General features: G+C 62.4%; 21 protein-coding genes. 10 read left to right on the top strand and 11 right to left on the bottom strand.

The genetic code is table 11. The annotated features are described in order from the left end of the window. Positions 1–24 precede the first annotated feature (24 nt). On the bottom strand, positions 25–519 hold the full coding sequence (gene coaD / locus NOF55_RS11095; protein ID WP_306411687.1) for a pantetheine-phosphate adenylyltransferase: 495 nt from the start codon (positions 517–519) through the stop codon (positions 25–27). Between the two features lie 202 nt (positions 520–721). Here coaD and NOF55_RS11090 point away from each other — a divergent pair, with 202 nt between their 5' ends. The 3 genes from NOF55_RS11090 to NOF55_RS11080 all read left to right on the top strand — a co-directional run bounded on the left by NOF55_RS11090 (position 722) and on the right by NOF55_RS11080 (position 1,338). Next, on the top strand, positions 722–880 hold the full coding sequence (locus tag NOF55_RS11090) for a hypothetical protein (protein ID WP_306411429.1): 159 nt from the start codon (positions 722–724) through the stop codon (positions 878–880). Between the two features lie 129 nt (positions 881–1,009). Beyond that, positions 1,010–1,156, top strand: a complete 147-nt coding sequence (locus tag NOF55_RS11085) for a hypothetical protein (protein WP_306411428.1) — start codon at positions 1,010–1,012, stop codon at positions 1,154–1,156. Positions 1,157–1,203: 47 nt separating this feature from the next. Next, positions 1,204–1,338, top strand: a complete 135-nt coding sequence (locus NOF55_RS11080; RefSeq protein WP_306411427.1) for a hypothetical protein — start codon at positions 1,204–1,206, stop codon at positions 1,336–1,338. 346 nt (positions 1,339–1,684) lie between these two features. Here the strand turns inward: NOF55_RS11080 and gyrA are convergent, their stop codons facing one another. Next, positions 1,685–4,465 (bottom strand): DNA gyrase subunit A, encoded by a 2,781-nt coding sequence (gene gyrA / locus NOF55_RS11075; RefSeq protein WP_306411426.1) that lies wholly within the window; start codon positions 4,463–4,465, stop codon positions 1,685–1,687. Positions 4,466–4,659: 194 nt separating this feature from the next. Between gyrA and NOF55_RS11070 the strand changes: the two genes are divergently transcribed. Continuing rightward, positions 4,660–5,289: a MarC family protein gene (locus NOF55_RS11070; protein WP_306411425.1), complete on the top strand. Its 630-nt coding sequence runs from the start codon at positions 4,660–4,662 to the stop codon at positions 5,287–5,289. On the opposite strand, the gene NOF55_RS11065 is transcribed toward NOF55_RS11070, so the two are convergent. Together NOF55_RS11065 and NOF55_RS11060 are read right to left on the bottom strand one after the other, a co-directional pair. Next, a complete protein-coding gene (locus NOF55_RS11065) occupies positions 5,279–5,509 on the bottom strand; it encodes a hypothetical protein (RefSeq protein ID WP_306411424.1) in 231 nt (76 codons plus the stop codon). The genes NOF55_RS11070 and NOF55_RS11065 overlap by 11 nt on opposite strands. A 45-nt stretch (positions 5,510–5,554) precedes the next feature. Then, positions 5,555–6,082, bottom strand: coding sequence for a single-stranded DNA-binding protein (locus NOF55_RS11060; RefSeq protein ID WP_306411423.1), 528 nt, complete (start codon positions 6,080–6,082; stop codon positions 5,555–5,557). Between the two features lie 292 nt (positions 6,083–6,374). Here NOF55_RS11060 and uvrA point away from each other — a divergent pair, with 292 nt between their 5' ends. Beyond that, positions 6,375–9,296 (top strand): excinuclease ABC subunit UvrA, encoded by a 2,922-nt coding sequence (gene uvrA, locus NOF55_RS11055; RefSeq protein WP_306411422.1) that lies wholly within the window; start codon positions 6,375–6,377, stop codon positions 9,294–9,296. Between the two features lie 38 nt (positions 9,297–9,334). Continuing rightward, complete coding sequence (locus tag NOF55_RS11050; RefSeq protein WP_306411421.1) at positions 9,335–10,138, top strand: DUF72 domain-containing protein; 804 nt, start codon at positions 9,335–9,337, stop codon at positions 10,136–10,138. A 23-nt stretch (positions 10,139–10,161) separates the two neighbouring features. Here NOF55_RS11050 and NOF55_RS11045 read toward each other — a convergent pair whose 3' ends face one another. Further along, positions 10,162–11,637 (bottom strand): NAD(P)H-hydrate dehydratase, encoded by a 1,476-nt coding sequence (locus NOF55_RS11045; protein ID WP_306411420.1) that lies wholly within the window; start codon positions 11,635–11,637, stop codon positions 10,162–10,164. Between the two features lie 343 nt (positions 11,638–11,980). On the opposite strand from NOF55_RS11045, the gene NOF55_RS11040 reads away from it, so the two are divergent. The 4 genes from NOF55_RS11040 to hspQ all read left to right on the top strand — a co-directional run bounded on the left by NOF55_RS11040 (position 11,981) and on the right by hspQ (position 15,270). Then, entirely contained in the window at positions 11,981–12,319 is a 339-nt protein-coding gene (locus NOF55_RS11040) for a P-II family nitrogen regulator (protein WP_239997598.1), read from the top strand. A gap of 72 nt (positions 12,320–12,391) precedes the next feature. Continuing rightward, entirely contained in the window at positions 12,392–13,801 is a 1,410-nt protein-coding gene (glnA, locus tag NOF55_RS11035) for a type I glutamate--ammonia ligase (RefSeq protein WP_306411419.1), read from the top strand. A 123-nt stretch (positions 13,802–13,924) separates the two neighbouring features. Further along, positions 13,925–14,857: a DMT family transporter gene (locus tag NOF55_RS11030; protein ID WP_306411418.1), complete on the top strand. Its 933-nt coding sequence runs from the start codon at positions 13,925–13,927 to the stop codon at positions 14,855–14,857. A gap of 83 nt (positions 14,858–14,940) precedes the next feature. Further along, a complete protein-coding gene (hspQ, locus tag NOF55_RS11025; protein ID WP_306411417.1) occupies positions 14,941–15,270 on the top strand; it encodes a heat shock protein HspQ in 330 nt (109 codons plus the stop codon). A gap of 58 nt (positions 15,271–15,328) precedes the next feature. On the opposite strand, the gene lpxB is transcribed toward hspQ, so the two are convergent. The 6 genes from lpxB to bamA are packed head-to-tail and all read right to left on the bottom strand — an operon-like array spanning position 15,329 to position 22,140. Then, positions 15,329–16,501 carry a lipid-A-disaccharide synthase gene (gene lpxB / locus NOF55_RS11020; protein ID WP_306411416.1) on the bottom strand — a complete coding sequence of 391 codons (1,173 nt, stop codon included), beginning with the start codon at positions 16,499–16,501 and terminating at the stop codon, positions 15,329–15,331. Then, the gene (locus tag NOF55_RS11015) at positions 16,498–17,376 is read right to left on the bottom strand and encodes an LpxI family protein (protein ID WP_306411415.1); all 879 of its coding nucleotides are present in this window, start codon (positions 17,374–17,376) and stop codon (positions 16,498–16,500) included. Before NOF55_RS11015 ends, lpxB begins: the two co-directional genes overlap by 4 nt. A gap of 1 nt (position 17,377) precedes the next feature. Next, a complete protein-coding gene (gene lpxA, locus NOF55_RS11010) occupies positions 17,378–18,193 on the bottom strand; it encodes an acyl-ACP--UDP-N-acetylglucosamine O-acyltransferase (RefSeq protein ID WP_306411414.1) in 816 nt (271 codons plus the stop codon). Next, positions 18,190–18,654, bottom strand: coding sequence for a 3-hydroxyacyl-ACP dehydratase FabZ (fabZ, locus tag NOF55_RS11005; RefSeq protein ID WP_306411413.1), 465 nt, complete (start codon positions 18,652–18,654; stop codon positions 18,190–18,192). The genes lpxA and fabZ overlap by 4 nt, the downstream gene beginning before the upstream one ends. Further along, positions 18,647–19,711, bottom strand: a complete 1,065-nt coding sequence (gene lpxD / locus NOF55_RS11000; protein ID WP_306411412.1) for a UDP-3-O-(3-hydroxymyristoyl)glucosamine N-acyltransferase — start codon at positions 19,709–19,711, stop codon at positions 18,647–18,649. Before lpxD ends, fabZ begins: the two co-directional genes overlap by 8 nt. A gap of 50 nt (positions 19,712–19,761) precedes the next feature. Next, a complete protein-coding gene (bamA, locus tag NOF55_RS10995; RefSeq protein ID WP_306411411.1) occupies positions 19,762–22,140 on the bottom strand; it encodes an outer membrane protein assembly factor BamA in 2,379 nt (792 codons plus the stop codon). Between the last annotated feature and the right edge of the window lie 132 nt (positions 22,141–22,272).

The following is a 22,272-nucleotide window of genomic DNA, read 5'->3' as shown; positions in this document are numbered from 1 at the left end:
AGTATCTCCGTGAATGACCGGTTCTCACCGGCCGAGTTTCTTTTTGAGAGCGTCGCGCACGGCCTTCGGAACGAAGGCGCTGACATCGCCGCCCATCGACGCGATCTGACGTACCAATGTGGCGGTAATAGGCTGTGAAGCCGTCACCGCCGGCAAAAACACGGTCTGGAGGCCGGGAGCAAGCCTGTGGTTCATGCCCGCCATCTGCATCTCGTAATCGAGGTCCGTGCCATTGCGCAGGCCCCGGATTATGAGATCTGCGCCGTGATCGCGCGCGGCGTGGACCAGAAGATTGCCGAACGACACCACGTCCACATCGCCGAGGCGATCCGGCAGCACCTCGCCCAGCGACTGCCGGACGAGTGCGGCCCGTTCCTCGAAGCTGAACATCGGCGCCTTGCCCGGATGAACGCCGATCGCGACGATCACCCGCGATGCCACGTTCAGCGCCTGGACGAGAATATCCAGATGGCCGTTGGTCATCGGGTCGAAGGAACCGGGATAAAAGGCTGTCGTCATCGCTTCCAAACCGTTTTCCGCCTTTTGTCACGGAAGGCCGGGAACCGCAAGCGAAAGCGCGTCCGCGCCGCAAGCCGTTTCCTTGGCCGCGTCCTTGAATGAAAGATGAACGGCCCGTTCAAGACCGTTTCAGACGGGATGCGGTTTATTGCCTTTCGTGAACAGGGCCTGCGGGCCAACGAAGCCGGAAACCGGAGCAACGATGCTGATCATTCTTGTTTTCATTACGATTCTCGTCGCCCTTGCTGTCGATTTCCTGCTTTTCCTGTTCGACGGCAACGTCTGGGATGCGGAACTCGAGGCAAAATATGAACGCCAGATGAACGCACCATTCAAGGATGCTTCAGCCGGCATCCTGTAAAACGAAAAACAAGATGTACGGGAACCGATTATCCGGTTTTCGCGTTAGCTTATCGGAAAGGAACTGAAGATGTCCTCGAGGGGCAATTTGAGCGCACCGAATGCAATTACCGTAATCAACTTCGTCTGGATGACGGTTGTGACCGGCATGCTGACGGCGACCGCCGTCCTCTACGACAGCAACAGCAAGGCTGATGGCGTCGCCGCCACCAAGCCTCCCGTAACCACCGCGCGGTATTACGATTATACCCAGATGGGATACGTCAGCCAGCAGTAAACTGGCCCTGTATCCCTGAAGCGGAGCAACGCAGAAAGGGAAAGGCCATGTTTACCACTTTGACCCTGTTGACCGCCCTCATCTCCGTGATGTTCGTCGGTTCCATCATCTCCAGCATCGCTGCGCTTCACCAGGAAGCGAAAGAGATGGACGAATTGAATCGCCGCTCCAAGGTGTTCTGATTTCCAGACTTACGTCCGGCAGGGCGCCTCCAGCCTGCCGATTACAATGAAACCGGATGGTCCCCTGCCATCCGGTTTTTTGTTGTCCGTCTTCCCGGGTAACGAACGGCACGAGACGTGAAAAAAAGGCGGGCGAAGAATTCGGTCCGCATCAGAACGGCCGACAAAGTGCCTGCTCTCTTCTTTCGTCAGACCTGACCCAACCACCCACCGGGCCCTTGTGAGGACGCCTCCCCTGTCACGGAGCAGCGAGGCGTCCAACAAAAAAGCGGACCGAAAAACGGTCCGCCTTTTGGGATCGGGGAGCAGGGCCGGCTTTTATTGCCGGCCGATTGCATTATGCATATCAGACGTCGTCTTCTCCGGCGGACGCTTCGGTTACGGCATCGCCGTCACCGGCTTCAACGTCTTCTTCTTCGCCTTCCGGCTCGCTGATGCGCTCGACCGACACGACCTTTTCATCGGCGGCGGTGGAGAAGATGGTCACACCCTTGGTCGCGCGGCTGGCGATACGGATACCGGCCACCGGCACGCGAATGAGCTGGCCACCATCCGAAACCAGCATGATCTGGTCGGCGTCCTCCACGGGGAAGGCTGCGACAAGTTCGCCGATTTCCGCCGTTTTCGACGTATCGGTGGCGCGGATGCCCTTGCCGCCACGCCCCGAAGTGCGGAAGTCGTAGGACGACGAACGCTTGCCGAAGCCCTTGACCGAGACGGTGAGAACGAACTCCTCCCGGGCCTTGAGTTCCTGATAGCGCTCATCGGAAAGCTCGCCGCCCTCGACGACTTCCTCGCCGACCAGCGCAATCTCTTCCTCGTCCGAGCCGCTCGCACGGCGTTCGTTGGCCGCGCGCTTGAGATAGGCCGCCCGCTCCCACGGCTCGGCATCGACATGGCCAATAATGGTCATCGAGATCAGCCGGTCGCCCGCGGCCAGCGAGATGCCGCGCACACCGATGGAATTGCGGCCCGCGAAGACACGCACCTCATCCACCGGGAAGCGGATCGCCTGGCCGAGCGCCGTCGTCAGGAGAACGTCGTCATGCTCGGTGCAGGTCTCGACAGAGAGGATTTCATCGCCCTCCTCCTCAAGCTTCATGGCGATCTTGCCGTTGCGGTTCACCTGGACGAAATCGCTCAGCTTGTTGCGGCGCACGGTGCCGCGCGTCGTGGAGAACATCACGTCGAGACCTTCCCAGCTTGCCTCGTCTTCCGGCAGCGGCATGATCGTGGTGATGCGTTCGCCCGGCGCCAGCGGGAGCTGGTTGATGAGCGCCTTGCCGCGCGACTGCGGCGTACCGATGGGCAGGCGCCAGACCTTTTCCTTGTAGACGATGCCGCGCGAGGAGAAGAACAGCACCGGCGTGTGCGTGTTGGCCACGAACAGGCGCGTCGCGAAATCCTCGTTCTTCATCGCCATGCCGGAGCGACCCTTGCCGCCGCGGCGCTGGGCGCGGTAGGTGGCGAGCGGCACGCGCTTGATGTAACCGGCATGCGAGACGGTGACGACCATGTCCTCGCGGGCGATCAGATCCTCGTCGTCCATATCCGGACCACCGTCGATGATCTCCGTGCGGCGCGGCGTGCCGAACTCGTCGCGCACGGCGCGCATCTCGTCCTTCACGATGGTCTGGACGCGCAGGCGCGACGACAGGATGTCGAGGTAATCCTTGATTTCCTCGCCGATCTTGTTCAGTTCGTCGCCGATTTCATCGCGCCCGAGCGCCGTCAGGCGGGCAAGGCGCAGTTCCAGAATGGCGCGCGCCTGCTCTTCCGAAAGATTGTAGGTACCGTCCTCGTTGATCCTGTGGCGCGGATCGTCGATCAGCAGGATCAGCGATTCCACGTCGGCCGCCGGCCAGCGGCGCGACATCAGTTCCTCGCGCGCGGAGCCCGGGTCCGGCGCCTGGCGGATCACGCGGATGACCTCGTCGATATTGGCGACGGCGATGGCGAGGCCGACCAGCACATGGGCGCGTTCGCGCGCCTTGCGCAGCAGGTACTTGGTGCGGCGGCTGACGACTTCCTCGCGGAAGGCCACGAAGGCCCGGAGCATGTCGAGCAGGTTCATCTGCTCCGGCTTGCCGCCGTTCAGCGCCACCATGTTGCAGCCGAACGAGGTTTGCAGCGGCGTATAGCGATAAAGCTGGTTCAGGATGACGTCGGCATTGGCATCGCGCTTCAGTTCGACGACGACGCGGTAGCCGTCGCGGTCGGATTCGTCGCGCAGGTCGGAAATGCCCTCGATGCGCTTTTCCCGCACCAGTTCGGCGATCTTCTCGATCATCGTCGCCTTGTTCACCTGATAGGGAATTTCGGTGACGATGATCTGCTCGCGGTCGCCGCGCATCGGCTCGATGCGGGCACGGCCGCGCATGATGACCGAACCGCGGCCCGTCTCGTAGGCCGAACGGATGCCGGAACGGCCGAGCACCAGCGCGCCGGTCGGGAAATCCGGTCCCGGAATGATCTGCATCAGCTCCGGCAGTTCGATCGCCGGATTGTCGATCAGCGCGATGCAGCCGTCGATCACCTCGACGAGATTGTGCGGCGGGATGTTGGTGGCCATGCCCACGGCGATGCCGCCGGAACCGTTGACGAGAAGGTTCGGGAACTTGGCCGGAACGACGGACGGCTCCTGCGCGGCGCCGTCGTAATTGTCGCGGAAGTCGACGGTGTCCTTTTCCAGATCGTCGAGCATCGTGTGCGTGACTTTCTGAAGCCGGCACTCGGTGTAACGCTGGGCCGCCGGCGGATCGCCGTCGACGGAGCCGAAATTGCCCTGGCCGTCAATCAGCGGCAGGCGGAGCGACCAGTCCTGCGCCAGGCGCGCCAGCGCATCGTAGATCGCCGCGTCGCCGTGCGGGTGGTAGTTACCCATGACGTGGCCGGTGACGCGGGCGCATTTCACATATTTCTTGTTCCAGTCCACGCCGAGTTCAGCCATGCCGTACAGAATACGGCGATGGACGGGCTTGAGGCCGTCGCGCACATCGGGAAGCGCGCGCGACACGATCACGCTCATGGCGTAATCGAGATAGGAGCGCTGCATTTCCTCGATGATGGAAACGGGTTCGATGCCTGGCGGAAACTTTCCGCCGCCGGATGTCGTTTGTTCAGTCAAGACGGATCACGATCTCTATCTAGAATCACTGGCTTTTTTATAGCCGAAAGAATGAGGCGGCGCCAATTTGGCGGCCCGTTGTGAACAGGTTTTGCGCGTTTGCGGACGCCTTGTCGAACGATTTTCCCGCACCGGCTTCTCACGGCGCGGTCTGTCGCCTAACATCGCCTCCGAAAAGCCCAACGGAGGCGCAATTGCCCGGCACAGACACGCTGATCAATGCCCTGACGACATTGCTCGTCACCATCGACCCGCCGGGCCTCGCGCCGATCTTCCTCGGCCTCACGCAGGGAATGACACGCCTCCAGCGCAAGCAGGTCGCCTTGCGCGGCTCGCTGATCGCCTTCTTCATCCTCGCCCTCTTCGCGCTGACCGGTTCCGGCATCCTCAGCCTGCTCGGCATCTCGATGGGCGCCTTCCGCATCGCCGGCGGCCTGCTGCTGTTCTGGATTTCCTTCGAGATGATTTTCGAGAAGCGTCAGGAGCGGAAGGAAAAGACCTCTGAGGCCGCCATCACCCGCGACCATCTCCACAATATCGCCGTCTTCCCGCTGGCGCTGCCGCTGATCGCCGGCCCGGGCGCGATCTCGGCGACCATCCTGCTTGCCGGCTCGATGCCGGGCGCCTGGGGGCGGACGCAGCTCATCCTCGTCATCGCCTTCTGCCTGGCGCTGATGTATGCGGTTCTCGTCGTCGCCGAGCGGCTGGACCGCTTCCTGGGCGTGACGGGACGAGCCATCCTCACCCGCCTGCTCGGCGTGCTTCTTGCAGCACTTTCCGTCCAGTTCGTCGTCGACGGGGTGAAATCGGCATTCACCGGCTAAAGCCGTCAGGACCGAGCGGAATCCCGAAATAGACGACCGTCGCGATCACGAATTTCAGATAGGCTTGCCGCCCTTCGTGATCGACATGCCACAGGAGCCACAATTGCTCCCGCAGGGTAAAGCCCTTGTACGCGCCGGGTCGGGCCACGGCGCGAAGCGCATCGAATGCCACCAGAAACGTAAGAAAAGCCACGAGCTTCAGGATGAGAAAAGGAGCCATTCCGAAACGTTCCCGGCTTTTCCCCGTTGCGCTATTCCGTAACCATCAGAACGGAATGTCGTCGTCCATGTCGCGGGGGAAGCTTGCGCCGCCGCCCTGCCCGCCGCTTGGCGCGCCGCCGCGCTGCGGTGCGGAACGACCGCTGCCGCCGCCACTGCCGTAATCGTCATAACCGCCGGAGGATCCGCCACCGAAATCGCCGCCGCGGCCACCGCCCTCGCCGCGACCGTCGAGCATGGTCAGCGTGGAATTGAAGCCTTGCAGGACGACTTCGGTCGAATAGCGGTCGTTGCCGCTCTGATCCTGCCACTTGCGGGTCTGGAGCGCACCCTCGATATAGAGCTTCGCGCCCTTCTTCACATATTGCTCGATGACCTTGCACAGGCCTTCGTTGAAGACGACGACATTGTGCCATTCCGTCTTCTCGCGGCGCTCGCCGCTGTTGCGGTCGCGCCAGCTCTCCGAGGTGGCGATGCGCAGGTTGGCGATCGGGCGACCGTCCTGCGTGCGGCGGATTTCCGGGTCCGCCCCGACGTTGCCGATCAGAATGACCTTGTTGACGCTGCCTGCCATAGTCCTGAACCTTTCCCGCAGCCGCTTGCCGAACGCCCCACCGGACGCCCGCGAGCAGGCCGCAATAAACCGAAGGCCGCATCGAGCGGCCATAAATCCATCGCCACCTTAAACCATCGCGCGGAACCGGTATCCCTGCTTTCCCGGTCATCCACAGCGAATTTGTTCTTTTTTTGTTCTACTAATTCGGTATGATCCTGTCAAGCGAATCGAAAAGCGATTGCGAGAGCCTCGACAGCGGGCCACCAATGACTAAATAAGGGCGATCCAACTCGGCCGGGTGAATTGAGCGATGAGTGAACTGAAGACGATTTCCATTCGCGGCGCACGCGAACACAATCTCAAGGGCATCGACCTCGATCTCCCCCGCAACAAGCTGATCGTGATGACGGGACTGTCGGGTTCCGGCAAGTCCTCCCTTGCCTTCGACACGATCTATGCGGAAGGCCAGCGCCGCTATGTCGAAAGCCTTTCGGCTTACGCCCGCCAGTTCCTCGAAATGATGCAGAAGCCGGACGTGGACCAGATCGAAGGTCTGTCGCCGGCCATCTCCATCGAGCAGAAGACCACCTCCAGGAACCCGCGCTCGACGGTCGGCACCGTGACCGAGATCTACGACTACATGCGTCTTCTCTTCGCCCGCGCCGGCGTTCCCTACTCTCCGGCCACCGGCCTTCCCATCGAAAGCCAGACGGTGAGCCAGATGGTGGACCGTGTTCTGGCGCTGGAGGAAGGCACCCGCCTTTATATCCTGGCACCGATCGTGCGCGGGCGGAAGGGCGAGTACAGGAAGGAACTCGCCGACCTGATGAAGAAGGGGTTCCAGCGCGTCAAGGTGGACGGCCAGTTCTACGAGATCGCCGATGCGCCGACGCTCGACAAGAAATACAAGCATGATATCGACGTGGTGGTGGACCGTGTCGTCGTCAGGGCCGATATCGGCGCGCGGCTGGCGGACAGCCTGGAAACCTGCGTGAGGCTGGCCGACGGGCTGGCGATTGCCGAATTCGCCGACAAGCCGCTTCCCGCCGACGAGACGGCCGCCGGCGGCAGCGCCAACAAGTCGCTCAACGAGACGCATGAGCGGGTGCTGTTTTCGGAGAAATTCGCCTGCCCGGTCTCCGGCTTCACCATTCCCGAGATCGAGCCGCGCCTGTTTTCGTTCAACAATCCTTCCGGCGCCTGCCCGACCTGCGACGGTCTCGGCAGCCAGCAGAAGATCGACCCGGCCCTGATCGTGCCGGAACCGGAACGGACACTCAAGGACGGCGCGATCGCCCCCTGGGCCAAATCGACGTCGCCCTATTACAACCAGACGCTGGAAGCGCTGGGAAAGGTCTACGGATTCAAGCTGACGAGCCGCTGGTCGGCACTTTCGGCGGAGGCGCAGGATGCGATCCTCAACGGCACGAAGGAAAAGATCGAGTTCCACTATGCCGACGGCGCGCGCTCGTACAAGACGGTCAAGGATTTCGAAGGGATCGTGCCGAACCTCGAGCGTCGCTGGAAGGAAACGGACAGCGCGTGGGCGCGCGAGGAAATCGAGCGCTTCATGTCGTCGGCGCCCTGCCCGGCCTGCAACGGTTTCCGCCTCAAGCCGGAAGCGCTGGCCGTGAAGGTCAACGGCCTTCATATCGGCGAAGTGACCAAAATGTCGATCCGCGAGGCGCGCGACTGGTTCGAGATCCTGCCCGGTAAGCTGACGGCCAAGCAGAACGAGATCGCGGCCCGCATCCTCAAGGAAATCCGCGAGCGCCTGCGCTTCCTCAACGATGTCGGCCTCGAATATCTGTCGCTGTCGCGCAATTCCGGCACCTTGTCGGGCGGCGAAAGCCAGCGCATCCGCCTCGCCTCGCAGATCGGTTCGGGTCTGACGGGCGTTCTCTACGTGCTGGACGAGCCTTCCATCGGCCTGCACCAGCGCGACAATGCCCGCCTGCTCGAAACGCTGAAGCATCTGCGCGACATCGGCAACACGGTGATCGTCGTGGAGCATGACGAGGATGCCATCCTGACCGCCGATTACGTGGTCGACATCGGTCCGGCGGCGGGTGTTCACGGCGGCCGTGTCGTCGCCTCGGGAACGCCGGCGGAGGTGAAGGCAAACCCGAATTCGCTCACCGGCAAGTATCTCTCCGGCGAGATGGGCGTGCCGGTTCCCGCCGAACGCCGCAAGCCGAAAAAGGGCAAGGAACTGAAGGTCGTCGGCGCGCGCGGCAATAACCTCAGGAATATCACCGCGGCGGTTCCGCTCGGCCTCTTCACCGCGGTGACGGGCGTGTCGGGCGGCGGCAAGTCGACCTTTCTCATCGAGACCCTCTATAAATCGGCGGCGCGGCGCGTCATGGGCGCGCGTGAAATTCCGGCGGAGCACGACCGCATCGACGGCTTCGAACATATCGACAAGGTGATCGACATCGACCAGTCGCCCATCGGCCGCACGCCGCGCTCCAATCCGGCGACCTATACCGGCGCCTTCACCCCGATCCGCGACTGGTTCTCCGGCCTGCCGGAATCCAAGGCGCGCGGCTATCAGCCGGGGCGCTTCTCTTTCAACGTCAAGGGCGGCCGCTGCGAGGCCTGCCAGGGCGACGGCGTCATCAAGATCGAGATGCACTTCCTGCCGGATGTCTACGTCACCTGCGACGTCTGCCACGGCAAGCGCTACAATCGCGAAACGCTGGACGTCACCTTCAAGGGCAAGTCCATCGCCGACGTGCTCGACATGACGGTCGAGGAAGGCGTCGAGTTCTTCGCCGCCGTGCCCGCCGTGCGCGACAAGCTGCAAGCGCTTCAGGATGTCGGCCTCGGCTATATCAAGGTCGGCCAGCAGGCGAACACGCTTTCGGGCGGCGAGGCGCAGCGCGTCAAGCTCGCCAAGGAACTGTCGAAGCGCTCGACGGGCCGCACGCTCTACATTCTCGACGAGCCGACGACAGGCCTGCATTTCCACGACGTCGCCAAGCTTCTCGAAATGCTGCACGAGCTGGTCAACCAGGGCAATTCGGTCGTGGTCATCGAGCACAATCTCGAAGTCATCAAGACCGCGGACTGGATCATCGACATCGGTCCGGAAGGCGGCGATGGCGGCGGTCAGGTCGTCGCGACCGGCACGCCGGAGACCGTTGCCGCCGAACCGCGTTCCTATACCGGCCATTTCCTCAAGGAACTGCTGGAACGGCATCCGCCGAAGCGCGAGGCCGCTGCCGAATAAGGGCGACCGGCGCCAGACTGTCAGGGAGAACGGCGACAATGAGTTCATCCGGAATCATCCGTGTCGGCATCGGCGGCTGGACCTTCGATCCGTGGGAGGGACATTTCTACCCGGCCGGCCTGCCGAAGAAGCGGCAGCTCGAATTCGCCAGCCGCGCCTTGAAGGTGATCGAGGTCAACGGCACCTATTACGGATCGCAGAAGCCCGAAACCTTCGCCAAATGGGCATCCGAAGTGCCGGAAGGGTTCGTCTTTTCGCTGAAGGCAAGCCGCTTCGCCACCAACAAGAAGGTTCTGGCCGAGGCCGGAGAATCGGTCGAGCGCTTTCTCGGGCAGGGCCTGACCGAGCTGGGCGATCATCTCGGTCCCATCCTGTGGCAATTCATGCCGACGAAAAAGTTCGAACCGGAGGATTTCGACGCGTTTCTGTCGCTCCTGCCGCAAATGCGCGACGGGCTTGCGCTGCGCCATGCCGTCGAGGTGCGCCATCCCTCGTTCCTCGTGCCGGAATTCGCCGCCCTCGCCCGCAAGCACCGCGTTGCCGTCGTTTATGCGGAACATGCGGATTATCCGGAGATCGCCGATGTGACCGGCGATTTCGTCTATGCGCGGCTGCAAAAGGGTTCGGACGATATCGAGACCTGCTATGCGCCCGAGACGCTGGACCGATGGGCCGGCCACCTGAAGAGGTGGGCCGGCGGCGGCGAGCCCGCCGACCTGCCGCATATCGACCCCGCGCACAAGCCGGAGGTCCGGCCGCGCGATGTCTATGCCTTCTTCATCACCTCCGGCAAGGTGAATGCGCCGAACGGCGCGCAGGCCCTGCAACGGCGCGTCGACTAAACACCCGCCGGATCAGCGGTTTTTCAGACCGGCAGGCTTATCGCCGGCAGAAGATCCTCCGCCGTCAGGCCGCGGCCCGCCGTCCGGCCCGCTTCGCCATGCACCCATACGGCTGCTGCTGCTGCTTCGAAGGCGGGCATTCCCTGCGCCAGAAACGCGCCGGCGATACCGGCAAGCACGTCACCCGAGCCGGCGGTCGCCAGGAAGGGCGGCGCGTTGGTATTAATGGCGACGCGTCCGTCGGGCGCTGCGATGACCGTGTCCGCTCCCTTGTAGATGACGACGGCGTGGGCGCGGGCGGCGGCGTGCCTCGCCTTTTCGACCTTGCCCAGTTGCTCCGCCACCGCGATATCGGGAAAAAGCCGGGCGAACTCTCCTTCATGAGGGGTCAGAATGAGGTGCGCATCACCTTCGGCGAACGCGTCGAAAAGAAGATCGGGCGCATCGGCGAAGGAGGTGATACCGTCCGCATCCAGAACGAGGCGGCGTTCGCGCAAGGCCAGGACGAAATCGCGGGCCTTTTCACCGACGCCGAAGCCCGGGCCGAGCACGAAGGCGCTCAGGCGAGGATCGTCGATCCATGCGCGCAGTTCCGCGACGTCGTCGACTTGGCGGAGCATCACGGCCGTCAGATGGGCGGCATTTGCCGCCAGGGACGCTTCGGGGGCGGCGATGGTCACGAGGCCCGCCCCTGCCCTCAGAGCCGCGCCGGCCGATAGGCGCGCAGCCCCGGTTGCCGAAGCGCCGCCGGAAAAGACGCAAAGGTGGCCGCGCCGGAATTTATAGCTGGCCAGATCGAGCGACGGCAAAAGGTCGCCCCAAAGCGCCGGTCCATTCTCGTGGATATTCTCCGCCCCCGCTTCGATCAGGCGCCCGGGAATGCCGATGTCGAAAACCTCCAGCGTTCCGCAGAGCGCCCTTCCGGGCAAAAGCAGGTGGCCGGGCTTCGGCGTCATGAAGGTGACGGTATGCGCAGCCTCGAACGCCGCGCCGAGAATTCGTCCAGTTCGGCCGCACACGCCGCTCGGCAGGTCGGCGGCCACGACCGGAACGGCACAATCCCCGACGCGGGCGATCACGGCGGCGACAGGTTCCGGCACAGGCCTGTCCAGCCCGGCGCCGAACAGTCCGTCAATCACGACATCGCCGGCCCGGGGCGCGTAGTCCTCAAGCGGCCTTCCCGGCACGGGGCAATCGCGAAAGGCGCGGGCAGCATCGCCTTTCAATGCATCCTGTCGCCCGAAATGATGGAGGATCGTTTCAATGCCGCTGCCGGCAAGAGCCTTCGCCGCCACATAAGCGTCGCCGCCATTGTTGCCCGGTCCGGCGAGCACGACGAAGCGCAGGGCCGGCGGAAAGCGCTTCAGCGCCGCGGCGGCAACCGCGTGCCCCGCGCGGACCATCAGGCCATAACTGTCTATGCCGGATCGTGCGGCAGCCAGATCCACCGCCGCCATCGCCTGCGGGGAAAGAATAGGTATGGCCTGTTTTTTGATCATGATTTTCTTCATCCGACACGGTGTAAGCGAGACAGAGCGACCAGCAAATAACCCATATTGATTATATTTTCATCATTTGCCTATTTTAAATTCATCAACACCCCTGCAAAGTGGGCGAAATTTTCGGCGTTTCTGTCCATCCGCGCGATGGCAACCGAAGCGCCCGTCCGATACTATGCCAAAATCCGGCGAATTACCGCAAAAAGGATGGGATTTTGCTCTCTGCGTCAAATTGACGGTGCATTTTCCGCATTTACGAGCCGAATTGGCACGGCATGTGCATCAAATAAGGCCAAGCGGGCCAGAATCCGCTCAAATGGGAGAAGCGGAGAGAAATTTCCTCATGAAAAAGATCGAAGCGATCATCAAGCCCTTCAAGCTGGACGAAGTGAAGGAAGCCCTTCAGGAAGTCGGCCTCCAGGGCATCACGGTTACTGAGGCGAAGGGCTTTGGCCGCCAAAAGGGGCACACCGAGCTATATCGGGGCGCGGAGTACGTCGTCGATTTCCTGCCGAAGGTCAAGGTCGAGGTCGTGCTCGCCGACGAAAACGTCGATGCCGTCATCGACGCCATCCGCAACGCCGCACAGACAGGCCGCATCGGCGACGGCAAGATTTTCGTCTCCAACGTGGAAGAGGTCATCCGAATCCGCACCGGCGAGACGGGCGTGGACGCCATCTGACTTCATCCGCATGGCGCCGTTCCGCGCGCCGTTGCAAGCCGATAATCGTCATCTCACTCAAGGGAAAAGTTTATGACGACCGCAAATGACATTCTGAAACAGATCAAGGACAACGACGTCAAGTTCGTCGACCTGCGCTTCACCGACCCGAAGGGCAAGTTGCAGCATGTGACGATGGACGTCAGCTCCGTCGACGAGGATATGTTCGCCGACGGCGTCATGTTCGACGGTTCCTCGATCGCCGGCTGGAAAGCCATCAACGAATCCGACATGGTCCTGATGCCCGATGCGGCGACGGCGCACATGGACCCGTTCTTCGCCCAGTCGACGATGGTCGTCGTCTGCGACATTCTCGATCCGATCTCCGGCGAAGCCTATAACCGCGACCCCCGCGGCACGGCCAAGAAGGCCGAGGCCTACCTGAAGGCCTCCGGCATCGGCGACACCGTTTTCGTCGGCCCGGAACCGGAATTCTTCGTGTTCGACGACGTCCAGTACAAGTCCGACCCGTACAATACCGGCTTCAGGCTCGATTCGACCGAACTGCCGTCCAACGACGACACCGACTACGAGACGGGCAACCTCGGCCACCGTCCGCGCACGAAGGGCGGCTACTTCCCGGTTCCGCCGGTCGACAGCCTCCAGGACATGCGCTCCGAGATGCTGACCGTTCTCGCCGAAATGGGCGTGGTCGTCGAAAAGCACCACCACGAAGTGGCTTCGGCGCAGCACGAACTGGGCGTGAAATTCGACACGCTGGTCCGCAACGCCGACAAGATCCAGATCTACAAGTACGTCGTACATCAGGTCGCCAATGCCTATGGCAAGACGGCGACCTTCATGCCGAAGCCGGTTTTCGGCGACAACGGCTCGGGCATGCACGTCCACCAGTCCATCTGGAAGGACGGCAAGCCGACCTTCGCCGGTGACGAATATGCCGGCCTGTCGGAAACCTGCCTGTACTACATCGGCGGCATCATCAAGCACGCCAAGGCCATCAACGCCTTCACCAACCCGACGACCAACTCCTACAAGCGCCTGGTCCCGGGCTACGAGGCTCCGGTTCTGCTGGCTTATTCCGCCCGCAACCGTTCGGCTTCGTGCCGCATTCCGTTCGGCTCCAACCCGAAGGCGAAGCGCGTCGAAGTCCGCTTCCCCGATCCGGCCGCCAACCCGTATCTCGGCTTTGCGGCCATGCTGATGGCCGGCCTCGACGGCATCAAGAACAAGATCCATCCCGGCAAGGCTATGGACAAGGATCTGTACGACCTGCCCCCGAAGGAACTGAGGAAGATCCCGACGGTTTCCGGGTCCCTGCGCGAAGCCCTCGAAAACCTCGACCGGGACCGCAAGTTCCTCACGGCCGGCGGTGTGTTCGACGACGACCAGATCGACGCGTTCATCGAACTCAAGATGGCCGAAACGCTGCGGTACGAAACGACGCCGCATCCGGTCGAGTTCGACATGTACTACTCCGTCTGATCGGATATCCGCGATCCCGGACCGTCCGGGATCGCTTTCCCTTGGAAAACCGGCAACCCTGTTTGCCGGTTTTCCTTTTCCGGCGCATTGTCGCGGTCCGACCCTTTCCCTTCCGGTGCCCGTATGCCTCCGCTCCCGCAGCCGTCTCCCCGTTCCGCCGACTGGGCCGTCTTCCTGCTCGTGCCGTTCTTCTTTTCCACCAACCTCATCTTCGGCCGCGGCGTCGTCGGCGATATCGGGCCGTTCATCACCGCCTTCATCCGCTGGGCCGGTTCAACGCTCATCCTGCTGCCCGTGCTCTATGCCAACCGCAAGGTGTGCCTCGCCTTTATGCGCGAAAACACGCTCCTGTGGCTCGTGCTCGGTTTTCTCGGCATGGGCATATGCGGCGGCTTCGTCTACTGGGCGCTGACCGAAACCACAGCCTCGAACGCTACGCTGATCTACACGACATCGTCGCTCTTCATCATTCTGTTCCAATGGTGGTTTCAGGGGCGCGGCATAACCCTTCGCGAAGGGTTGGGGATGGTGGTGGCCTTCTTCGGCGTCGTCGTCATCGTGCTGAAGGGAGATCCGCAGGCACTTCTTCATCTCCAGTTCAATCTGGGCGATTTCGGCATTCTCGGCGCGGCGATATCCTTCGCGATCTATTCGCTGCTGTTGCGCAAACCCGCTGTTGCCGCCATGCCGCCCGTTTCGCTGTTCGGGGTGATCGCCTTGTCCGGTGCGCTCGTTCTCGCGCCCTTCGCCGCCGTCGAGCTTTTCATGAACGCGCCCCTGCCCGATTCGACGAGGGACTGGCTCAAAATCGGCGGCATCATTCTTTTCGCCTCCCTTGCCGCCTTCTACTGCTTCCAGCACACGGTTCGCGTCTTCGGGCCGGCGACCGCGGGCGTGACGCTCTACATGATGCCGCCGGTCTCCGTCGTCATGGCCGTCCTGTTCCTCGGCGAGACGTTCGAATCCTATCACATGAGCGGAATCCTGCTCGTCACGGGCGGCGTCATTCTCGCCACTGCGCCGAACGCGCTTTGGCGGCGCCGGAAACGCGTGTGACAATTATGTAACGAATTCAGCGCCTGCCCCTTGATGCGGTGGCCCGGCATACCCAAATCTGACTGTGAAAGGATGTTCGCACCATGAAACAACGCACAGCCAAGTTTAATATCGGAGAGGTGGTTCGCCACAAGCTCTTCCCGTTCCGGGGTGTGGTGTTCGATGTGGATCCGGAATTCGCCAACTCGGAAGAATGGTGGAATGCCATCCCCGCCGAAGTCCGGCCCGACAAGGACCAGCCCTTCTATCACCTGCTCGCGGAAAACGACGAGTCGGAATATGTCGCCTACGTTTCGGAACAGAATCTGGAAAGCGACGATAGCGGCCTGCCCTTGCGCAATCCGAATGTCGCCCGCTTCTTCGATCCGAGGCCGGCGGGAGGCTTTCAGCCGAAAGCGGGTTTCGCCAACTGACAGTACCTGACCTTGATTAAAAGAAACGGCCCTTCCGCCACGGGAGGGCCGTTTCGTTTCAGAAGCCGCGGGACTTCAAGAGATCGAGCACGATACCGGCTCCCGCCTCGCCCGCCGGCACCTCGGGTGTCAGCCTTTGCTGCACGCGCTCGAAGCCTTCCAGCATCGCTTTGCGTTGCAGGCTTTCCACCGAAAGTCGTTCCATCCAGCGTGTCACGCTGCCGGGGCGAAGCGTATGGTCGATATATTCGGGCACCACGGGATAATCCGCGATCAGATTGGGAAGCGCCGCCGTCCAGATCTTGATGCGTGAGGCCAGCATCTTCACGATCCAGTCGGTCTTGTAGACGGAAATGCTCGGCACCCCGGCCAGAGCCAGTTCGAGAACGACCGTGCCGGAGGCCGCCACGGCGGCGTCCGCCTCGGCAAACGCACGCCACTTTCCTTCGTCTCCGACCACTACCTCGGGCCTGACCGGCCAGTTGGCGACGATTTCGCGCACCAGGGCCTCCCGCCGTGCAACGGTCGGCAGCACAAAGCGCAGATCGCCGTTACGCGCGACGAGTTCCATCACGGCCTCGCCCATCAGGGGAAGCAGTTTTCCGATCTCGAAGCCGCGCGAGCCGGGCAGCAGCATGATCGTGCGCGTGGAGCCGACAGGAACCGCGCCGCGCGCCGCGCGTGCCGTGCGCGCACGCAACAGCGACGGATCGCTTGCAAGACGATGGCCTATGAAGGTCGTCGGCGGACCGCCGAGCCGCTTCATGACCTCGGGCTCGAACGGCAGAACGGCCAGCACATGATCGACATAGGACAGCATCGCCCGGGCGCGGTATTCTTTCCAGGCCCAGACGCTTGGGCATACATATTTCACGACCGGAAGATCGGGCAGCGCCTTGCGGACCCGCTTCGCCACGCGGTGGGTGAAATCCGGGCTGTCGATGATCAGCAGGACATCCGGTCTCGCCGCGATGATCGCGTCCGCCGTTTTCCGGATCAGTGAAATCATGCGCGGCAGGCGGGCGATGACCTGCGTGAACCCCATGATCGACAGTTCCGAATAATCGAACAGCGAAACGAGGCCTTCGCCCGTCAGCGCCTCGCCGCCCACGCCGACAAGTTCGACAGGCCCGTCATACTGCCGCCTGAGAGCGGCGATCAGATCGCCGCCGAGAAGGTCGCCGGAAACCTCGCCCGCGACGACCGCGATTTTCAAGGGTCGGGCCGTCATGTCGCGTCCTTTCGCACGGCGCGCTCGATGCCGATAACGAACAGTCCGGCCTCATCGGCTGCCTTCACCAGCGCGTCGCGCTCAAGAACCAGCGAGCGGCCGGCTTCCACGGCGATGCCCGCCAGTCCGGCGTGACCGGCGTTTTCAACGGTGGAACGGCCGATCGTGGGCAGATCCGCGCGCACATCCTGCTGCGGCTTGCAGAGCTTGACGAGCACGCCCCGTCGCCGCTTCGAAATGCGGCCCTCGGCGCGCAATCCCGCAACGCGCAGCAGCATGCTATCCGTGCCTTCGGCGCCCTCCACGGCGACGACCCTGCCTCCGACGGCCACGGCGCCCTGCCCGATATCGAGTGCGCCCAGGACATCGGCGGCAGCGACACCGGCTGCGATATCGCGCAGATCCTCGCCTGACGGCGCATGCCGACCGAGGGGCCCCAAGGTTGCCAGCAGGTTCGGGACAATCTCCTGCGCGCCAACGATCCGGCACCCCTCGCCTTCGAGAAGATCGATGACCATGCGCAGGACCGTGTCGTCCCCGCCGGAAAACAGCGTCCGCACGATCGACGGAAGCTTGACGACGCTGGAGAGGGTCGGGCGTAGATGCCGCCACTCCGGGCGCCGTTTCACGCTGCCGGACAGAACGACGCGCTTGAGGTTCTTCCCGCGCAGAAGCGCGGAAACGGCCGCTATGTCGCCGACCGAAACCGTGGCATGCTCGAAACCGGACCAGTCCCGGTCGGCCTCGCCGGACAGCAGGACAATGAACGGGTCTTCGCCCGCGCCGCGCGCCGCTTCTGCGATATCATGCGGCAGCCTGCCGCCGCCGGCGATGATTGCCAGGCGCCCTTCCCGAAAACCGGCGCCTCCGGACACCTCAGTTCTTCCCCCTGTAGGGCGCGCAGATCGCACGCTCGCTTTCGGTGGCGATGAAATCGATGATCTCGATCACTTCCGGGCAATCGGCATAGTCTTCGCGGATGGCCGCCGCATTGGCGCGGACAGCGCCCTCGGCTTCGAAAATCTGCTTGTAGGCGCGCCGTACCCGATGGATCGTCTCGCGCGAAATGCCGGAACGGGTCATGCCGACGATGTTCAGGCCGTCGAGATAGCCCGGATTGCCATGCACCATGCCATAGGGGATGACATCGTTCGGCGCACCCGACATGCCGCCGACAAAAGCGTGGCGGCCGATACGGCTGAACTGGTGGACGGCCGAGCCGCCGCCCAGAATGGCGTGGTCGTCGACATGCACATGGCCGGCGAGCATGACGTTGTTCGACAGGATGATGCCGTTGCCGAGAATGCAATCGTGCGCCACATGCGAATTCGCCAGAAACAGGTTGTCGCTGCCGACGATGGTCTTGCCGCCGCCGTCGGAACTGCCGGTATTCATCGTGACGCCTTCGCGGATCGTGCAACGCGCGCCGACCTCCAGCGTCGTTTCCGATCCGTCATGGCGAATGGCCTGCGGCGGGCCGCCGATCACCGCCATAGGAAAGATGACCGTGCCTTCGCCGACGACCGTTCTGCCGCTGACGGACGCATTGTTGAGAAGCTGGACGCCATCCTTGAGAACCACCTTCGGGCCGACGTGGCAAAAGGGGCCGATGACGACGTTTTCGCCGAGAACGGCGCCGTCCTCAACCACGGCGAACGGATGGATGCGCGCGGAGGCGGGAAAAGAACTCATTCTTCACCCTTACGGATCATGGCGCTGTAATCGGCTTCCGCGACAAGGGTGCTATCGACCTTGGCATCGCAATGGAACTTCCAGATGTTGCCCCGCTGACGGATTTTCGTAACGTGGAATTCGACGCGATCCCCCGGCACGACCGGCTTGCGGAAGCGGGCATTGTCGATGGTCATGAAGTAGACGAGATTGCCGCTATGCCCGCTGACACGCGCGCAGATGGCGCCCGCCGTCTGCGCCATGCCTTCGATCAGCAGAACGCCGGGCATGATGGGGGCGCCGGGAAAATGCCCCATGAACTGCGGCTCGTTGGCCGTCACGTTCTTGATGCCGATCGCCGAATTGTCGCCGTCGATCTCGATGATCCGGTCCACCAGGAGGAACGGATAGCGATGCGGCAGCAGCTTCATGATTTCCAGAATATCGGCCGTTTCCAGCGTCGCTTTCGTCTCTTCAGCCATTCGGCTCTCCTTTCTTCGCGGAGCGTCCTTCAGCGCGGGCCATCAATTCCGCCCAGTCGCGCAATACCTCCTTCATGGGGCGTGCCGGCACGCCGCCATAGACCTGACCGGCCGGGATGCTTGCAATGACACCGCTCATCGCGGCGATCTGCACACCGTCGCCGATGGTGATATGACCGTTGATCCCCGCCGCCCCGCCGATCATCACGCCGTTGCCGATCCGCGTGCTGCCGGCAATGCCGACCTTGCTGACGATTCCGCAATGGCGGCCGATATGGACGTTGTGACCGATCTGCACCTGATTGTCGATCTTGGTGCCCTCCCCGATCACGGTGTCGTCCATTGCGCCACGGTCGATGGTCGTGTTCGCGCCGATCTCGACATTGTCCTGAATGATGACGCGGCCGATCTGTACCAGCTTCAGCATGCCGCGCGGACCCGGGGCATAACCGAAACCGTCTTGGCCGATGCGCGCGCCATTATGGATGATGACATTGTTGCCGAGATAGGCGGACAGCACGCTCGCCCCGGCGGCAATCGAACAGTTGCGGCCGATCTTGACATGAGCGCCGATGACGGCGCCGGCCCCGATGCGGCTGCCGCTGCCGATCTCCGCGCCCGCGCCGATAACGGCCAGCGGCTCGACGACCACCCCGTCCTCAAGCCTGGCGTCCGGGTCCACGAATGCCGAGGGATGGACGCCTTCGGGACCGGATATGATCGCCGCAGGCCGCATTGCCGTCGGATGCAGGAGCGCGCCCGCTTCGGCAAAGGCTTTCTGGGGATCGGGCGTCAGAAGAATGGCAACGCCGTCCGGAACCAGAGCGCGAAAGGCCGAGGTGCAGATGATCGCCGATGCCTGGCAGGTTTCGAGATCCTGCCTGTTCTTGCGGGAGGAGATATAGCAAATGTCCCCGGCCTTCGCCCGCGCCACCGGCGCAATCGAATGCACGAGAACATTTCCGTAGGACGTGTCGGTCAGTTCCACCCCAAGCGTTTCGGCCAGCGTCGAAAGGGCTATGCCTTCATGGGGTGGATAGAATGCGTTATGCGTCATCAGCAAGGCTCCAGAACGAATACGAAACACAGTTCTGGATTATCGGGAAATCAGAACTGGTTGGCGATGCTGAAGCGGAAATGCTGCGTCTTGTCGTAGTCTTCCTTCATGACCGGGATCGCATAATCGACACGAAGCGGGCCGAAGGGCGATGCCCAGCCGATACCCACGCCGACGGAGGCGCGCAGATGCGTTCCGCCATAATAGTTCTCGCCGCGGGTATCCACGTCATTGCCGAAGAGCGTACCCGCATCGGCGAAGAACGCACCGCGCAGACCGAAGTCCTGCGGGATGCCCGGCATCGGGAACGAGGCTTCGGCGGAAGCCGCGAAGTAGGTGGTGCCGCCGATGGCGTCGCCGTTCACCATGCGCGGACCGATACCTGAATTCTCGAAACCACGGATCTGCCTGCCGCCGATCATGAACTGATCGAAGACCTTGAGATCGCCGCTCGTCGGCATGACATGACCAGCCTGGACGGTGATCGAGCCGACGAGATCGGCTTCGTCGGACAGGGTGTAGAAGGCGCGGGCCTTGGCGGAAATCTTGTAGAAATCCGAATCGCCGCCGAGACCGGCGAATTCCTGCGTGAACTGCGCCTGAATCCCTTCACGCGGCTCCGTCTGGCTGTCGAGCGTATTGTAGTTCAGCCGGTGGGCAACCGAGGACTGGACCCAATCCTTGCCGATGACATCGCGGTACGGTGCAGAAAGGTTGGCCCTGTCCGAATTGAACCCTGGCTCGCCGGCAACGATACCATTGGCATCCTGGTTCCAGGCACCTGCGCCATCATAGGACATCTGCTTGTAGGTGTAGCTGAAGGTCGTCGACAGGTCTTCGGTGATCGGAGCCGTCACGCGCAGCGTGCCGCCGGTTTCCTCGTAATCGTAGAAGTCCTCGCTGGACGTCGACGAACGGAACAGGTCGAAGCCCGCGGCTAGACGGTAGCCGAGGAAATAGGGCTCGGTGAACGAGATGTTGAAGCTGCGGGCATCATCCGTGCCGCCGCCCGCGGCGAGGCGGATATACTGACCGCGACCAAGGAAGTTGCGTTCCTCGACGGAGGCTTCCAGCAGGATGCTGTCGCTGCCGGCCGAATAGCCCGCACCGATGCCGAACGAACCGGTCGACTGATCCTTCACGTCCACGATGATGACGACGCGATCCGGGGCGCTGCCCTGCGAGGTGGAGATGTTGACGGTTTCGAAATAGCCGAGCGCCTCGAGACGGCGCTTGGCGCGCGCGATCATCGTCTGGTTGAAGGCATCGCCCTCGGCCAGATCGAACTCGCGGCGAATGACATAATCGCGCGTGCGGGTGTTGCCGCGAATCTCGATGCGCTCGACATAGGCGCGCTCGCCCTGGTCAACGACATAGGAAACACCGATCGTGTTGCTGCCAAAGTCGCGGTTGCCGCGCGGCGTCACGCGGGCGAAGGGATAGCCTTCCGCAGCAACGCGTGTCGAAATCGCTTCCATCGTCTTTTGAACGTCACGTGCGTTATAGGTCGAGCCCTCACGGGTTTCGACGAAGCGTTGCAGTTCGTTCGCATCGACACCGCTGACGGTCGACTCGACCTCGACCGCGCCGAATGCGTAGCGGGGGCCTTCCTCGACCGTATAGGTCAACGTGTATTCGTTCTTGCTTTCATCGAAGACGGCATCCGTCGAAACGATGCGGAAATCCGGATAGCCATGATTGAAATAGAACTCGCGCAGCGCCTCTTCGTCGGCGCGCAGCTTGGCTTCGCTGTAAACGTCCTTACGCGTCAGGAAGGACAGGAAGTTCGACTTCTTGGTCACGATCACCGATGCGAGGCGACCGTCGCTGTAGGCGTCGTTGCCGACGAATTCGATCTTGCCGATCTTGGTGCGGTCGCCTTCATCGACGACGAAGGCGAGGTTCACGCGGCCATCGGCAACCGTGAACGTTTCCGTCGTCACCTGAATGTCGCTACGCCCGATCGCCGCATAGGCTTCCTTGATGCGCTGGATGTCCGCATCGATCTGATTCTGGCTGTAGGGCGACAGCGCCTGCGTCTGGACGACGGCCTGGAGCCTTTCGTCCTTGATCTTGCGGTTGCCGTTGAAGACGACCTGATTGACGAGCTGGTTCTCGCTGACGCTGACGACAAGGGAGCCGCCCGAAACCGAGATCCGCACATCGGAGAAATAGCCGGTTGCGTAGAGGCGCTTCACCGACTCGTCGATGTCGGCGTTCGAGAAGGAACGACCGGGCTGGATCGTCAGATTCGCGCGGACAGCTTCCGCGCCAACGCGCTCGGCACCCCGGACGTCGATACGATTGACGACGGCTGCGTGAGCAGCACTTGCAGACACAAGCACCGAAACACCAGCACCCGAAGCAGCGACACCAGCAGAGACTGCAACTGCCGATACAGCGTTCAAAAATCTTGAACCAGTCTTCATTTCACTTCTTACCTTTTTTCGCCGTTCCGGAGCGAACACAAACCGACTCCAGCTACGTGAGCCGTTTTAACCGCTTTTACTCTACAAGCAAGCGGCAACGTTAATTTCCATTTACTTCCAAGCCGAGCGTGG

The organism is Ectorhizobium quercum (assembly GCF_026552795.1).
GTDB classification, from domain to species: domain Bacteria; phylum Pseudomonadota; class Alphaproteobacteria; order Rhizobiales; family Rhizobiaceae; genus Ectorhizobium; species Ectorhizobium quercum.
The sequence above is the reverse complement of the archived record's forward strand: the minus strand, read 5'-3'. Positions and strand labels throughout refer to the sequence as shown.